Origin of the sequence: Gardnerella coleohominis (genome assembly GCF_002896555.1) — a bacterium.
GTDB classification, from domain to species: domain Bacteria; phylum Actinomycetota; class Actinomycetes; order Actinomycetales; family Bifidobacteriaceae; genus Bifidobacterium; species Bifidobacterium vaginale_F.
Map to the genome: position 1 here is coordinate 42495 of NZ_MNLH01000001.1, position 15386 is coordinate 57880.

10 protein-coding genes and 1 tRNA gene are annotated in these 15386 nt (G+C 37.9%); 3 read left to right on the plus strand and 8 right to left on the minus strand.

Annotated features, from left to right (window positions below):
• Window positions 1-76: 76 nt before the first annotated feature.
• Window positions 77-1276 (minus strand): SLC13 family permease, encoded by a 1200-nt coding sequence (locus tag BFS05_RS00140; protein ID WP_103084066.1) that lies wholly within the window; start codon window positions 1274-1276, stop codon window positions 77-79.
• 214 nt (window positions 1277-1490) lie between these two features.
• Here BFS05_RS00140 and BFS05_RS00145 point away from each other — a divergent pair, with 214 nt between their 5' ends.
• Window positions 1491-3335 (plus strand): acetolactate synthase large subunit, encoded by a 1845-nt coding sequence (locus BFS05_RS00145; RefSeq protein ID WP_258004155.1) that lies wholly within the window; start codon window positions 1491-1493, stop codon window positions 3333-3335.
• 166 nt (window positions 3336-3501) lie between these two features.
• On the opposite strand, the gene purK is transcribed toward BFS05_RS00145, so the two are convergent.
• The 5 genes from purK to BFS05_RS00170 all read right to left on the minus strand — a co-directional run bounded on the left by purK (window position 3502) and on the right by BFS05_RS00170 (window position 8379).
• Complete coding sequence (purK, locus tag BFS05_RS00150; RefSeq protein WP_103084067.1) at window positions 3502-4674, minus strand: 5-(carboxyamino)imidazole ribonucleotide synthase; 1173 nt, start codon at window positions 4672-4674, stop codon at window positions 3502-3504.
• Window positions 4658-5122: a 5-(carboxyamino)imidazole ribonucleotide mutase gene (purE, locus tag BFS05_RS00155; RefSeq protein WP_374703749.1), complete on the minus strand. Its 465-nt coding sequence runs from the start codon at window positions 5120-5122 to the stop codon at window positions 4658-4660. The genes purK and purE overlap by 17 nt, the downstream gene beginning before the upstream one ends.
• A 126-nt stretch (window positions 5123-5248) precedes the next feature.
• Window positions 5249-5321, minus strand: a tRNA-Arg gene (locus tag BFS05_RS00160).
• Window positions 5322-5403: 82 nt separating this feature from the next.
• Entirely contained in the window at window positions 5404-5802 is a 399-nt protein-coding gene (locus BFS05_RS00165) for a Fur family transcriptional regulator (RefSeq protein ID WP_103084069.1), read from the minus strand.
• 348 nt (window positions 5803-6150) lie between these two features.
• Window positions 6151-8379, minus strand: a complete 2229-nt coding sequence (locus tag BFS05_RS00170; RefSeq protein WP_103084070.1) for an LTA synthase family protein — start codon at window positions 8377-8379, stop codon at window positions 6151-6153.
• Window positions 8380-8693: 314 nt separating this feature from the next.
• On the opposite strand from BFS05_RS00170, the gene BFS05_RS00175 reads away from it, so the two are divergent.
• Window positions 8694-10082, plus strand: a complete 1389-nt coding sequence (locus BFS05_RS00175; RefSeq protein ID WP_103084071.1) for an alpha/beta hydrolase-fold protein — start codon at window positions 8694-8696, stop codon at window positions 10080-10082.
• 2 nt (window positions 10083-10084) lie between these two features.
• Complete coding sequence (locus BFS05_RS00180; RefSeq protein ID WP_103084072.1) at window positions 10085-12712, plus strand: bifunctional lysylphosphatidylglycerol flippase/synthetase MprF; 2628 nt, start codon at window positions 10085-10087, stop codon at window positions 12710-12712.
• A gap of 180 nt (window positions 12713-12892) precedes the next feature.
• Here the strand turns inward: BFS05_RS00180 and purD are convergent, their stop codons facing one another.
• Both purD and purM read right to left on the minus strand, forming a co-directional pair.
• Complete coding sequence (purD, locus tag BFS05_RS00185) at window positions 12893-14164, minus strand: phosphoribosylamine--glycine ligase (protein ID WP_103084073.1); 1272 nt, start codon at window positions 14162-14164, stop codon at window positions 12893-12895.
• Between the two features lie 87 nt (window positions 14165-14251).
• The gene (gene purM / locus BFS05_RS00190) at window positions 14252-15286 is read right to left on the minus strand and encodes a phosphoribosylformylglycinamidine cyclo-ligase (protein WP_180978545.1); all 1035 of its coding nucleotides are present in this window, start codon (window positions 15284-15286) and stop codon (window positions 14252-14254) included.
• Window positions 15287-15386: the final 100 nt, after the last annotated feature.

Below are 15386 nucleotides of genomic sequence, written 5' to 3' on the forward strand. Positions count from 1 at the left end.
CTAATTTCTATAGCGCTATTTTTATTGCGTTATTGTTATTGCGCGATTTCTAAATATCTGCTACTGATTTTATTTGCTACTGATTATTTATAATCCATGCAAGTATTATTAAAACAGCTAAGAATAAGATATTTACTAAAGTATACATAAGCAAATATCTACCTTTATGATGCGGATATTTGTTAGTAATACCTTTGTAAGAAATCAATGAAGCCATAGAAGCGATAAGCGTTCCCATGCCGCCTAAGTTAGTTCCAATAATAAGCTGATTCCACTTATTGCAGAATCCCGAAAGCAAGATAGTAGTTGGCACATTGCTTATAAATTGGCTTGAAACAACTGAAACTTCCATAGGATGAGTTCCAACCCACATTTGAGCAATCTCAGTAAAGCCTTGCACTCTTCGCATATTTCCAATGAAGATGAAGAACATAATAAATGTGAGTGGCAATGCCCAATCAAGAGAGCGGAATACATGACGATCGCAAATTATAAAAGCAATAACGATTAAAAGTATCATTGCCCAATCTGGAATCCAGCCAGCTACGCCGCATAAGCAGATTGCGAAAAGAATGCTATAAACAATTACTCGCCATTTGCTAAAACCTGTTCCATAGCCCATTAATCGAATTTCATCCGGCTTAGGTTTTCCATGAGAAGGAGCAAGAACATTTTGCTCAATATCATCGCCTTGCAAACCAGAAAATTCGTCTACTCTGCGCGACTTGAAAAACACGAACGCGAAAGCAACCATTAACAATGCTGCAGTAAGAGTATACGGAGCCATAATGCCCATAAATTCGCCTGTAGACTTTTTCGTTAAGGCTTTCAAATATAGATTATGAGCGTTTCCAATAGGCGTAAGCATACTTCCAACATTTGCGCCGATTGTCATAAGCGTAATAACTAAAATAGAGTGTTCTTCGGCATTAGCCATAACTAATACAGAAAGAGCGAATGGCACAAAAGTAACTAATGCTACGTCGTTTGTAATAAACATTGATGAGAAGAAAGTCAACGACATAAGCACTATAACTAAGCCGCGCTCAGTTTTAGCATGCCTAAGTAGGCGCGATCCAATACTACGAAAAACGCCTATACGCTGGAATCCGCATACGACCATCATTAAGCCAACAAGCTGCGCAATAGTATTAGTATGAACATAGCTAAGATATTGCGCATCAGGCTTTACGAAGAAGCAAGAAATAATAGCCAAAATCGTAGCCACGATAAGGATAGTTTCACACTTGACTAAGTTAAGAAGCCAGCGTCGCATTCTTCCTCCGTGACAAATTACAAAACTCTTTCAAGTGTACCGTAAACGGCACCTATTTTTTGTTTTTATTTCCGACAAAATCATTGAAATTGCAATGTAAATCGACCTTAAATCCAAGTGCTAATAGCAAAAATCGGACTATTAAAATTCCGACCTTTTTATAAGACACGCGCAACATACTATGAATGCTAACGATGGGAATACGGATACTATAATGGAAAAGAATTTAGCGGCCCAAAACCATAAGAAGCGAGAAGCAACTGTTATGGAAAATGAACTTAACCAAGAAGTTATTGATTCCAAAAATAAAAATAACGAATCGCAAGTAGATAGCGTAAGTAGTTTAAATAGCGCAAATAGTTCTAGCGTTGATAGCTCTGTTAAAAGCAATCATAAGAAAAATACTGCTGATTTGATTGTTGAGTGTTTAGTAAACGAAGGCGTTGAAGTTATTTTTGGTATTCCAGGCGAAGAAAATATCCCGCTTCTTGAAGCTATTGAAAGAAATGGTCATATTCGTTTCATAGTAACTCGTCATGAGCAGGGCGCTGGATTTATGGCAGCAACATATGCTCATATAACTGGAAAGCCTGGCGTATGCCTTGCAACTCTTGGACCTGGAGCTTTGAATTTAACTCTTCCTGTAGCTCAAGCAAACGCGAGCACTACTCCTCTTGTTGCATTATGCGCTCAAGGAAACGTATCTCGCTTGTATAAGGAATCGCATCAAATTATTGACTTAGTTTCGTTATTCCAACCTATAACACAATGGTCTTCTATGATGCTTGCGCCTGTTGCTGCTCCTGAAATGGTTAGAAAAGCATTTTCAATTGCGCAGCGTAAACGTCCAGGTGCAACATGCCTTGTTATTCCTGAAGATATTAGCGAAATGCCAGCTCCTGCCGATGCCAAGCCGCTCGCATTGCCTCGTCCTTTGCATATTCTCCCAGCGCAGGACACTATTGACGAAGCAGCGTCGATTATTAAAAATGCAAAACGACCAATCATACTTGCAGGAAACGGTGTTGCAAGATCTCATGCGCAAGAAGAATTGCGTGAATTTGCAGAACAGCTTAATGTGCCTGTAGCTACTACTTTTGAGGGTAAAGGCGTATTCTCTGATGCTCATCCTAATGCTTTAGGCGTTGTTGGATTTATGCATCGCGATTATGAGAATTTTGCTTTCGATACTGCAGACTTAATTATTGCGGTAGGATTCTCTATTCAACAATTTGATCCTAAGAAAATCAATCCTAATAATGATAAAACTATTATCCACATAAACACTTTTGTGGAAGATACTGATGCTCACTATTCCGCTTCGCTAAATATCATGGCAGATATTAGTCAGACGTTATTAGCTCTTACATCTGTTTTAAAGAAGCAAAATATTACGTTTGATGTAAGTCATCCTCGTATTCGTCAAATGTTAAGCGATGAATTGCATTCTTGCGCAAACGACGATAGTATGCCAATGAAGCCACAGCGAATTGTGTATGACACTCGAAGAGCTGTTCCAGAAGGAACTACTGTGCTTGTTGACACGGGTGCTTTGAAAATGTGGATGGCTAGATTGTATCCAACTATGCATCCGAATACTTGCATAATCGATAATAGCCTTTCAACTATGGCATGGACTCTTCCTGGAGCCGTTGGAGCGTCGTTTATTTTAAATAGCGAAGGCAAGAGGAATACAAATCCTGTTTTAGCTGTTATGGGTGATGGCAGCTTCATGATGAATGTGCAAGAAATTGAAACTGCTGTGCGAGTTGGAGCTCGCATGGTGATTTTGGTTTGGGAAGATAATGCGTATGGATTAATTAAGTGGAAGATGGATTTGCATGCAGGAGAGCATGAGTATGTTGACTTCCATAATCCTGACGTTGTAAAGCTTGCAGAAAGCTTCGGAGCGCGTGGAGCTGTTGTTAAGAAACCTGAAGATTTATACAATATGCTTCGCGAAGCATTAGCTCAAAAATCAGGAGTTGACGTGATTGCTTGCCCTGTGGACTATCGCGAAAACATGAAACTGATTGAGAAATTAGGCGATATAGAATAAATAAAACGCGATATATCAATATAGCGATATAGAAATATATATAGAAATACAGATATATAGCGAACGATATAGCGATATAGAGTAAATAAAACGTATAGAGTAAATTTTATACGTTTTATTTACTCTATACGTTTTTTATTACTTATACAGAATTACTTATACATAATTAGTCTAATTCGTCATCCCAGCATCCTGTAGCATCCAATGCTGCTGCAGCTTCAACAGGATTATCGCAGAGTACAGTAATATGACCCATTTTGCGATTCTTACGAACCTCAGCTTTGCCGTAATCGTGCACATGCCATTCTGGGTGTTCCAAAATCAGCGAACGCGTAGGAGCTACATGCTGACCAAGAACATTTACCATAACAGCAGGGGAAAGCAGCTTAGGCTTCTTTAAAGGCCATCCAACAATACCGCGAATATGTGCTTCGAATTGATCCATATCGCAAGCTTCAATCGTGTAATGTCCGGAATTATGAGGGCGAGGAGCAAGCTCGTTTACTACTACGCGATTATCTTTAGTGATAAAAAGCTCAATTCCTAACGTTCCTGCTAATTCGAATCCTTTAGCTAAGCGCAAAGCTAATTCATGAGCTGCTTTTTCAACTTCAGAATCAACTACTGCAGGAGCCAAAGTCATGTGCAAAATACTATTGTGATGCACGTTTTTCACTAGAGGATAAGTTACGAAATCCTTACCGTTTCCTGAAACAAGGATTGATGCTTCGAAAGCAAAATCGACGAAACCTTCGAGAATTGAAGGAGGGAATTTTCCGCCGCGATCCGCGCGATGGTGAATATTTGCAACATCTTCTTCTGTGCGCAAAACATCTTGACCGTGACCGTCATAGCCACCGCGACGAGTTTTAAGAATTGCTGGCAAGCCTATTTCGTCAATAGCAGCATCTAAGTCATCTAAATTATTTACTTCACGCCATTGAGCTGTTTCGATTCCATGACTATTGATAAAGGTTTTTTCACTTACGCGATCTTGAGTTACGCGCAATAAGTCAGTTCCTTGAGGAATTGCAGTTAAATGACGAACTTTATCAAGTGCGTCTGCGTTAACATTTTCAAATTCGTAAGTTAATACATCGCAACGCTCAGCAAGCTCGCGCAATCCTTCTGGATCGTCGTAATTGGCTTCAACTTGCAAATCTGCTACCTGGAAAACAGGGCAGTCAAGTGTTGGATCAAGAACACCAATACGAAAACCCATATGGCGAGCTGCAATAGCCATCATGCGACCCAACTGACCGCCGCCAATAATTCCAATAGTGGCTCCCGGCATTAAACGTTCAACAGCGCCATTAGTGACTTCAGATAAGGTTGGCATTTGATTCCTCAACTTTTTCTTTTAATTCATTGCGATATTCTGCTAGTTCATCAGCAAGACGATTATCAGTTGTGCTTAAAATGCTTACAGCAAGCAATCCAGCGTTTGTTGCTCCGGAGTTTCCAACTGCAGTAGTTGCAACAGGAATACCTCCTGGCATTTGTACTATTGAAAGCAATGAATCCCAGCCTGATAGCGCATGCGAGCGCACTGGCACGCCAATAACAGGAAGTGTGGTTTGTGCCGCAATCATTCCAGGTAAGTGGGCGGCTCCTCCAGCTCCAGCAATAATCACATGGAATCCGTTTGCACGCGCACTATGAGCAAAATCTGCCATTAATTCTGGTGTGCGATGTGCGGAAATAACTTGTTTCATATAAGGAACACGGAATCTGTCTAGAATTTCACAAGCATGACGCATGGTTTCCCAATCACTAGAGGATCCCATTACGACTGCAACAATTGGTTTTGCTTCTGGCACAATAACCTCCCATGACATGCAATGCTAACTTTACGCAAAGCTAAGGAGAATAGAGAATAGTTGTGTATTAAAAGCAAAAAGCATATAAAAAAGTGCCCCCGACGCGATTCGAACGCGCAACCAACGGATTAGAAGGCCGTTGCTCTATCCATTGAGCTACAGAGGCGCAAAAAGCTAGTATAGCAAATATGTAATATAACACTCGCTAAATAATCAATTTTTTTATTTAATAATCAAAAATAATAAGATTATTTGCGACAGTCTGGGCATAAACCGAATACTTCAAGAGTGTGATCTACAACGCTATAACCGTGAGATTGTGCGATTTTGTTAATCCAACCTTCATCGTCAGGCGGCTCTATATCAACAGTTTTACCGCATTGTTCGCAAACGAGATGATGATGATGAGTGTTTTCGTCGCATATTCTAAATAACTGTTGTCCGTTGTATCTAACTGTATCAACTTCTCCGCTTTGAGTAAGTGAATTAAGCTGACGGTATACAGTTGCGAGTCCAATGATTTCACCGTTCTCTGCAAGTAACCTATGCAATTCTTGTGCTGAAACGAAATTACGTGATTCGCGTAAATATTCTAAAACTGTTTCTTTTTGCTTAGTATGCCTTCTAACTGGCTGAACTCCTACCATATTTAGCGATCCTTTCAGCGACACGTACTCGATAAAGCTAGATAAAGCTCGGTAAAGCTCGATAAAGCTTGTTATATATAGTGTGTAATAAAGCTTGCATACAAATTTTTATTAAAACTTGTATATAAAGCAATATTAACGCATAATCTGCCTTTAAAGTATATGTTAAGTATATGTTATAACGTCATAACTTCCATGATTTAATCATATAAATTTGTGAGTAAAGATATTAATCAAATATTTAACTTTTATTAATCAAATATTTAACTTTATAAAATAAATCGCACCGCATGTTTAAACACGTAGTGCGATTTATGGTAGTTTTACATTTTGCTTAAGTTATATGAATTACGGCATTTTAAAGAAGTCAGTATTACGAACGTAATTCTTTCCAGCTGTAATATCGTATTGTATAAGCCTGTAATCTTCTAATAATTGCTTAGTTTCTTTATCCATATCTGAATAAGCCATTGGCTTACCGCTATTGTCAAGATAAATCGACTGACCTGCAGGAATTCTATACCACGTTTGCACACTATTAACTACAGGTGGTTCCATAGCACTAATGTGTTCATGCAATTTAGTCAAGAAAGCAACATAAGGAGAAACTTTAGCATTCATATGACTTGCAATTTGCGATATGAAGAAGTTAGGAGAAGAGTACTGATTTGTCTTAGCAGCAGTATTCGCAACAGTCTTTTCCTCAGACTTTTTAGCAGTCTTTTCTGTAGTCTTTTCATCAGACTTGTTTGAGGACTTTTCAGAGGATTTTTCTGAAGTCTTTTCTGCAGTCTTTTCCTCAGACTTTTTAGCAGTCTTTTCCTCAGACTTCAGCTCTTCTCTAGAAGCTTTATTAGACCAAATAAAGTAATCAGTTAAGTGCAAAACAAGAGAGTTATTTTTATTTGCACTAGCAGTGGAATACGCTCCAGGAAGATGATCTCCATAGAACAACACTGTAACTGGCTTATCTAATTCATCTAAGCTCTTGAGGAATTTCTCTGTAGCTTTATCAGTGTAATTAGCACCTTTAGCATATGTTTGAATTATTGAAGATTCCTCAACACCTAAAGGCTTCTTGGAATCAGTAGAAGAAACCTTGAAATCATTATCCTTATACCAGTTGTTATAAGGCATGTGATTTTGCATTGTCACCAATTGTATGAATTCTGGAGTTTTCTTCAATTTAATCGAATCTAAAACGCTATCGTAAGCAGATTCGTCTGAAACATAAGGAGTTGAATCAATATGATTTTGATAAGCTATGACGTCTGGCTCTCTTAGCGAATAAAACTTAGTAAATCCAAACCGCTTATAATTCTTAGCTCGCAAATACATAGACGGCTCAAACGGATGGAAAGCTAAAGAATCTTTACCATTATTCCAATATCGATTAATAGTAGGAGTCCATGAAGTATTCGGCACTAATTGCTGATAAGGGCTAGTAAGAGAAGGATCGAAATTAACCATACTCAAGCCTGTAATAGACATGTACTCAAGATTTGCAGTTCCACCGCCGTATCCTGAAGAAAGCATAAGACCGCTATCAGTATTCTTCTTTAAATCGTCAATGAAAGGAATAACCTTTTTATTGAAAGAAATACCAGGAACGCGCTCAGGATTCGCAAAGCTTTCTGAAAGAATCATAATAACCGTACTGTTATTAATCTTATTCTTTCGAGAATCATTAAGCTTATTAGCTTGCTTTTCATAACGAGCTACAACTTCTTTCATAGTGGCTTCGCTATAATTTGCAGGCTTTTGCATTACCTTTGTATTAACTTGCCTAAAGAATGCAACTAAAGGTCCATTTGTTTGAGCATCATATGCTGAATCCCACATTACTGGGAAATCGCCCATGAATTTGTTAAAAGAATTTGCAGCAGATCCGACAGTTCCAACAAACGCAACATATAACGCAAATATTAAGAATATGAATGCGAAAATACCGCCGCGGACGCCGTATCTAAGACTTTTACGTTTAAACCAAACTACTTTTCCATGGTTTTTATCTATAAAATTAAGGGATATAAAAAGTAAAATAAAGAAAATTATCCCAATAACTGCATACGAAATAACTCTATGCGCATTATATGGTAAGAATGTTGAAATATTGCCAGTATCACTTTGCAAAAAATTCAAATCTGCTGGAAGAATAGCTTCATTGCGTACAAATATTTTCATGTATTCAACAGTTGCAATAACCATTGAAACTGAAAGAAGTATCATAGAAGTAATCCAAAAGCGATTAGTTATAAAAAGCAATAATGCATAAATCGCAGCGACAATAAGCATGTTCAAAATGAATATGAAATTCAAATCCTTCCATATTCCTTTAATCATCCTAGAAAGATTTTGTCTTAAGCTTGTACAAACTTGCTCGCGATTACCGGTTTGAACACCAGTATGAAGAATAACAATAATTGCAATATCGTTAATAATGAAAAATACAATATAAAGCCAGCGTGGAATTGTTATACGACACTTACCCAATATTGCTTGTAAGCGTTTAAAGAAATTTTTAATTTCACCCTCTTTCTTTTCGCTTTTTAAAGACTCAACTGTGGTTTTGTCCATAATCTATTCCAATCATTCAATCATTCTTAGAAAATAAACTCGTATATAATCTGTACGAGAAAATGCAATACTAAAACATTATATTTATTCCTGTCGTCATAGATTAAAACAAATATGACTTTCATACTTAAGGACGATTAAACTTAATGCGATTGTTTTTACTATTAAACTGTTAAAAATACTTAAATTTATGGAGTGAATTATAGAAACTTTATAGAAAAATTATAGAAATTTTATAGAAAAATATTAGGGGAAAGAACTATATTAGCTACGTATGAATTTTGCAATAGATAAGGACTTGGAACGTTAATATTATGAAATCGCTGGAATCTATCAGTCTTATACAAGGATGGTTACCAATAAGCGTTTTTGGCTTAACTGGCTTAGGAATAATAATATTGTTATGTTGTAAGTCTAATTGGGGTAAAAAGAAAAAATATGTCATACCAACTCTTGTAAAACTTGGAATATCTGTTATATCGTTCTTTGTTGGGTGGCTTATAATCTGGCTTATTTCAGACGTTTTTATGGTTTTCGGAGTAAGCGTCGGAATACTTGTTATGCTAAGTATTGCAGCCGGATTTGGCTTTTTAGGATTTGCAATTTCATCTGCCATTATGACGCGCTCAACATTGCGCATTATTTCAATAGTCACGATTTTCTTCGTATTAATAAGCACAGCTTTACAAGTAGACATAATCTATGGCGAATACACAACGATTGGATCTATTTTTGGATTAGGCGGATATCCTAAATTAGAAAAATCTATGAAAAAAAGTCCTCATATGACAATTGAGCAATGGAATAATTTAGCGGAACAAAATGAATTGCCTACGATTCCTTCAAAAGGAATTACAAGATCTGTAAAAATACCTAATACAAAATCGCATTTTGAAGCTCGTATAGCGAATGTTTATCTGCCTCCTGCAGCATTAGTAAAGAATCCTCCTAGATTGCCGGTTATGGTTATGCTAGCAGGTCAGCCAGGAAGCCCTAATAGATTCTTTTCTGCAAGTAATATTGTTGCAACTCTTGACGATTACGCTAGTAAACACAACGGTCTTGCGCCTATAGTTGTTTCTCCGGATCAAAACGGTAACCAATCGCATAATTCTCTTTGTGCAGATACTACAGTTTATGGAAATGCGGAAACTTATCTTACTAAAGATGTACCTAATTGGATTAAGGAAAATCTACCTGTAAGCAATAATCCTGACTTTTGGATGATGGGAGGATTCTCTCAAGGAGGAACTTGCAGTACTCAATTAGTTCCAGCTCATCCTGATGTTTATGGAAATATCTTTGCAGCTTCTGGAGAATTAGAGCCAACGTATATAGATCGTCAAAAAACTATAGACCGTTATTTCAATGGTGACGCCCAAGCGTATGAGAATCATGTTCCTTCTACTATTATGGCTCTTCAAGCTCCATTGAATCAGTATTACTATTCAGTTGCAGGTCAACTTGATGTGGAATCTCAAAAAAGTCAAGAATCAATTGCTAAAGCTGCGCATAAATCAGGCATAAGCGTTATTACAATGATTGCAAATGGGCATGGTCATGATTGGCATACTGTAAAAGCAGGATTGAGTGTAGCAATTGACCGTTTTTGCAAGCGTACAGGTATTTCTAGCAAACTTCCTTCTCTTACTTCATATAAAGACATAAAAATCGTTAAAGAACAGTTAGTGAAACGAGAGTAATTATGAAACGCGCTTCCTCACCACAAGCTAACCATATGAGAGTTCTGTATAAGGACATGCTTGTATGGATTAAAAAACGTGTTCTTGCAACTTATACGGCTGCAATTTTAATTATTCTAAATGTAGTTAATTGGATTTCGACTTCAATAACGCACTTATACGTTCATGGCCCTGAGGCAACTCTTTCTAAATTATTTCTTTATAAAAAGCCGAAAATAGGAAGTGCTTTATTCTTTGGGCACAATAATATTCCTATACTTATTTCACAACTATTAAAAACGCTTATTTACGTCGATAGTTTTTTGTCTCTTGTAGTGAATGCAATTCTTGCAATCATATTGATTGGTTTAGCAGAAAATCACATAAGAAAACTTCGCATTCTTTGGATTTCAATTATTAGCACTATTTTTGGAATAATATTTGGCTTAGTTCTTATAGGCGGGCTTTCTGCAATAATCAGTAGTTTAGGATGGATTAGACGAATACCTATACATCTTTCGCCATTCACGTTATTAGTAGGCGTGTTTATGGCATCTGCTTCTTATAAGTCAATTCTTTTGCGAAGAAGAATGTTGGTGCTCGGCTACACTATAACTTTTGCAATGATGCTATACAGTGGCAATCCAGGGGATTATTGCACTATGTTTGCTGCTTTAAGCGGTCATGCTATTGGAAAGCTTATAACTCATTCTTCAGAAAATAAGTCAAATAGTTGGTGGCATGGTACTGATTACGAAGTTAGAAGACTGTTTGCAATAACACAAGTAGTTATGGCAATCGGACCTATTCTGGCTCTTTCGTCTAAATCTCATGCAGGCATACTAACTATGCTTGGTTTGTTTATGTCTCCAGAATTAGGTGGCAAATCGTGGCTTACTAGATGCATGACGAATTCAACTTCAGCTAATTGCATACTTCATTCTGGCTTACAGCATGCTGCTTTTACAGGATTATTAGTTCGCGCAGCATTGCCAATGATTGTAATGCTTTTAATAGCTTGGGGTTTGCTTCATGGAAGACGGCTTGCAGCATGGACAGCAATAATAGTTAATGCTATTACGGCAATATTTATAATAACATACTTTACGATTTTGCCTTTGCTTATATATTTGCAAAGCGCGCATCACAAGTATAGTGCGGTTACTGTAGCGTTTGCGTTAACTGCATTGCCTCCTATTCTTATTGCAATTTCTTTGGTATTAAGTATTAAGCATTTCCCAATTCAAACAGATAAACGTCAGATCATAATTGGACTTGTTATTATTTTGTCCACTTTGCTAATAACTGCTGCAGGGTATATTTCCTACGGTTTATTAATGCCTAAAAAATTCTTACCGAAAGCTAGTTTATATCACTTGTTAAGTGATCTTCCAGGAAGATGGATGCCAATGGGATTTGGCAGCAGAACTAGAGTTATGCTTTTGCCAAAAACAATTCTAACTTCTGTTATTATGCAAGGCGTAGGCGTAATTTTCTGGATTGTTATGCTATTGGTTTGCTTACGTTGGTTTAGAACTATGATTGTTTTAAGCGAAGACGATCGTAAGAAAGCAAGCAAATTAGTGGAGCTTGGCGGAGAAAGCATGAGTTTTATGACCACTTGGTCTGGAAATCATTATTGGTTTTCTTCAAGTGGAAAATCGGGAATCGCTTACCGCGTGAAATATGGAATAGCTCTTACTCTTACTGGTCCTTTCGGCGAAAGAAACGAATATAATCAAAGTTTACGTGGATTCATACAATTCTGCGAGAATAATTCTTGGACTCCTGTGTTCTATGCTGTTCATGAAGATCAGCGTAAAGTATTGGAAGAATTGGGATTCTATTCTATTAAAGTCGGTACAGAAATGCTTGTTAATCCAAGCGGTTGGCAGACGCGTGGCAAAAAATGGCAGGATATTCGCACTGCTATTAATAAGGCTAAGCGAGAAGGCATTACTGATATTTTAAGCAGCTTTGACAGTGCTCCAGTTGATATTAAGCAGCAAATTGTTGAGATCTCTGAAGAATGGGCTGAGCTTAAAGCGTTGCCTGAGATGAAATTTACTCTTGGTGGAATTGAAGAATTGCAAGACCCTAGAGTTATGATTCTTTACGCTATTGATTTGCATAATCGCGTTTTGGGCGTTACAAGTTGGATGCCTGTTTATAAAAATAATAAGGTTGTTGGTTGGACTCTTGATTTTATGAGACATCGTACTGATAGTCCTAATGGAATCATGGAATTTCTTATAGCTAGAATGGCTGAAAGATTGCGTGATGAGGGGATAGATAACCCAGATTCTGAAATTGAATTTATGAGCTTGTCGGCAGCGCCTTTAGCTGGAATGGATGATGCGGATAATGGTGATAAATCAATGCCGCAGAACGCTCAAGATAATGACATAATAAAGCATGCTCTAACAATGGTTTCAGATATTTTGGAGCCTGCGTATGGATTTAAATCACTGTATTTCTTCAAAAAGAAATTCCAGCCTGATGCAAGTCCTGTGTATATTTGCTATCAGGATTCTGCAAAATTAGCTCAAATTTCGCTAGCTGTCACAAACTCTTATTTGCCTGAAACGAAGCCTAAGCAATTATTAGAAATGGTGAAAACTTTGCAAAGCGGGCATAAAAAAGACGCGTGATATGTAAGTTGCGCGTTACTTAGCGTTAAGGCTTTAGAATTCTAATTACTTAAAATCCTAAAGCCTTATTATTTAAAGCTTTATTTAAAGACTTCTTGTTCTAAAGACAAAGCTAAAGCCTTATTATTTAAAGCATTATTGTTCTAAAGACAAAGCTTTATTGTTTTAGACATTTGTCTTTTATTTTAAAGCTTTAGATGCGATATCATGCCTAAAGAACATATGCGGAAGATTAAGCTTATCTAATATGCTGTAGACGTTATTCTGAGCGTCTTTTACGTCGTCTCCATGCACTTGCACAAGAGCTACTCTGCCTGAAGAAGTAAGAAGTTTTTCGCTTTCTTCATCGCTTTTTACTCCTGCATAATACACGTGCTGACCTTGATTTTCGTCAACAGGAATTTGAGGAAGAGGAGTTCCGGTAACTAAAGTGCCAGGGTAGCCTTCGCTAGCAATGATTACGCCGAGCGTAACACCGCTATTTTTCCAAGTAAAAGTAGGATTTTTATGTTGCAAAATATCCCATATAGCTGCACCAAAATCTGAAGTAAGACGTGGAAGTACAACTTCTGTTTCTGGGTCTCCAAAACGAGCATTAAACTCAATAACTTTAGTACCTGTTGCTGTATCAATTAAGCCAGCATAAAGCACGCCAGTAAAAGGTGTACCTTCTTTAGCTAGTCCTTCAACAGTTGGGCGCACAATTTCGTCGATAGCACGCTTAACTGTTTCGTCGCTAATTTGTGGAACAGGGCTATAAGCTCCCATGCCACCAGTATTTGGTCCTTTGTCGCCGTCATAAGCGCGCTTGTGATCTTGAGAAATAGGCATAACCCAAAAATCAGTTCCGCTTACGAAACTCATAAGTGAAAACTCTTGACCTTGCAAAAATTCTTCAATAACAACTTTTGCTCCGGCTTGACCAAAACGATGATCGACGAAAATATCTTCCAAAGCCTCAACTGCTGTTTGCTCATCCATAGCAACAGTAACGCCTTTTCCAGCAGCCAAACCATCCGCTTTAATAACAATTGGAGCACCATGCTCAAGAACGTATGCGCGTGCCGGTTCCAAAGCATCAAATGTTTTATAGGAGGCAGTTGGAACGTTGTGACGAGCCATAAGCTTTTTTGCGAAATCTTTAGAGCCTTCAATTTGAGCTGCTGCTTTGTTTGGACCAAAAGCAGCAATTCCATGCGCTTCAAAATCGTCAACAATGCCATTCATAAGCGGCACTTCAGGACCAATGAACGCAAAATCGTAGTTGTGCTCTTTAACGAACTTAATAAGAGCTGCATGATCTGATTGATTTATGTTTGCAGTTTGAATGCCATCTGCTGCAATACCAGGATTTCCAGGAGCAACAGTTACTTCTTCAACGCTTTCTCCTTTAAGTAGCGCGTGTGCAATAGCATGTTCGCGAGCGCCAGAACCAACTACTAAAACTTTCATTTTTAATCCTTTATTGCTTTAAGATTTTGCTGCTTACTATTTTGCTGCTTATTGTTTTGCGTATTTGTTGTTTAGACTATTTTTTACTTATATCAACTCAACTGCAGAGTTTTCGCGTTTAGCCATTTTGCCAATAATATAAGCTGTTTCGTTATGCTCGTTTAGTATACGCATTGCCTCGTTTGCTCGGCTTTCATCAACTGCCAAAACCATGCCAATGCCCATATTAAAAACGTTGAACATTTCAGAGTGCACAACTTTTCCAGCTTTTTCAATAACGCCAAAAATAGGTGGAACGTTCCAGCTTGAAGTGTTAATTTTTGCAGCCAAATCATCTGCGTACATGCGTGGAACATTTTCAATAAATCCGCCGCCTGTAATATGAGCAACTCCCTTAATAAGATGCTCAGCAAAAAGTGGCTTTAAGGCTTTTACGTAGATTCGAGTAGGTTCAAGAAGAACTTCGCCAAGCGTTTTGCCATCAAGTTCATCTAGCTTGGTGTCAACGCTAAAACCTGCTTCTTCAAACAAAGCTTTGCGAACAAGAGAGAATCCGTTTGAATGAACTCCCGAAGAAGGAAGTCCTATAAGCACATCGCCGGCAGTAATAGTGGAGCCGTCAACAATATTTGAACGTTCTGCAACGCCTACTGCAAAACCTGCAAGATCGTACTCGTCTTCGTCGTACATTCCAGGCATTTCTGCAGTTTCTCCGCCAATTAAACCTGCTTCTGATTGCACGCAACCATCTGCAACGCCTGAAACTACTTGCTCAAGTATTTCAGGATTGTTTTTTCCGCACGCAATGTAATCGAGGAAGAAAAGCGGTTCTGCACCTTGAGCTGCAATATCGTTTACGCACATTGCAACGCAATCAATGCCAATGGTGTTATGCTTATTCATCATTTTTGCAATCACAAGCTTGGTTCCAACGCCATCCGTACCAGAAATCAGCACTGGCTCTTTGTAACCAAGAGATGCCAAATCAAATAAGCCGCCAAATCCGCCAATGCCACCTACAACGCCTGGGCGCTTCGTGCGATTCACATGAGATTTAATACGACGTACTACTTCGTATCCTGCTTCTACGCTTACGCCAGCTTCTTCATATGCGTGTGGCATATCGGTTCCTTTCATAACTATGTTCATAACTATGTTATAAGTATTTTCTTAAGTTTTATTTATAAATTGCAATAAACAATTAAATTAATAAACGATTAAA

What these genes read in the sequence shown, in the direction of transcription:
- BFS05_RS00140 (WP_103084066.1), bottom strand. Translation starts at nt 1,276, where the DNA reads ATGCGACGCTGGCTTCTTAACTTAGTCAAGTGTGAAACTATCCTTATC.
- BFS05_RS00145 (WP_258004155.1), top strand. Translation starts at nt 1,491, where the DNA reads ATGGAAAAGAATTTAGCGGCCCAAAACCATAAGAAGCGAGAAGCAACT.
- purK (WP_103084067.1), bottom strand. Translation starts at nt 4,674, where the DNA reads ATGCCAACCTTATCTGAAGTCACTAATGGCGCTGTTGAACGTTTAATG.
- purE (WP_374703749.1), bottom strand. Translation starts at nt 5,122, where the DNA reads ATGGGATCCTCTAGTGATTGGGAAACCATGCGTCATGCTTGTGAAATT.
- BFS05_RS00165 (WP_103084069.1), bottom strand. Translation starts at nt 5,802, where the DNA reads ATGGTAGGAGTTCAGCCAGTTAGAAGGCATACTAAGCAAAAAGAAACA.
- BFS05_RS00170 (WP_103084070.1), bottom strand. Translation starts at nt 8,379, where the DNA reads ATGGACAAAACCACAGTTGAGTCTTTAAAAAGCGAAAAGAAAGAGGGT.
- BFS05_RS00175 (WP_103084071.1), top strand. Translation starts at nt 8,694, where the DNA reads ATGAAATCGCTGGAATCTATCAGTCTTATACAAGGATGGTTACCAATA.
- BFS05_RS00180 (WP_103084072.1), top strand. Translation starts at nt 10,085, where the DNA reads ATGAAACGCGCTTCCTCACCACAAGCTAACCATATGAGAGTTCTGTAT.
- purD (WP_103084073.1), bottom strand. Translation starts at nt 14,164, where the DNA reads ATGAAAGTTTTAGTAGTTGGTTCTGGCGCTCGCGAACATGCTATTGCA.
- purM (WP_180978545.1), bottom strand. Translation starts at nt 15,286, where the DNA reads ATGCCACACGCATATGAAGAAGCTGGCGTAAGCGTAGAAGCAGGATAC.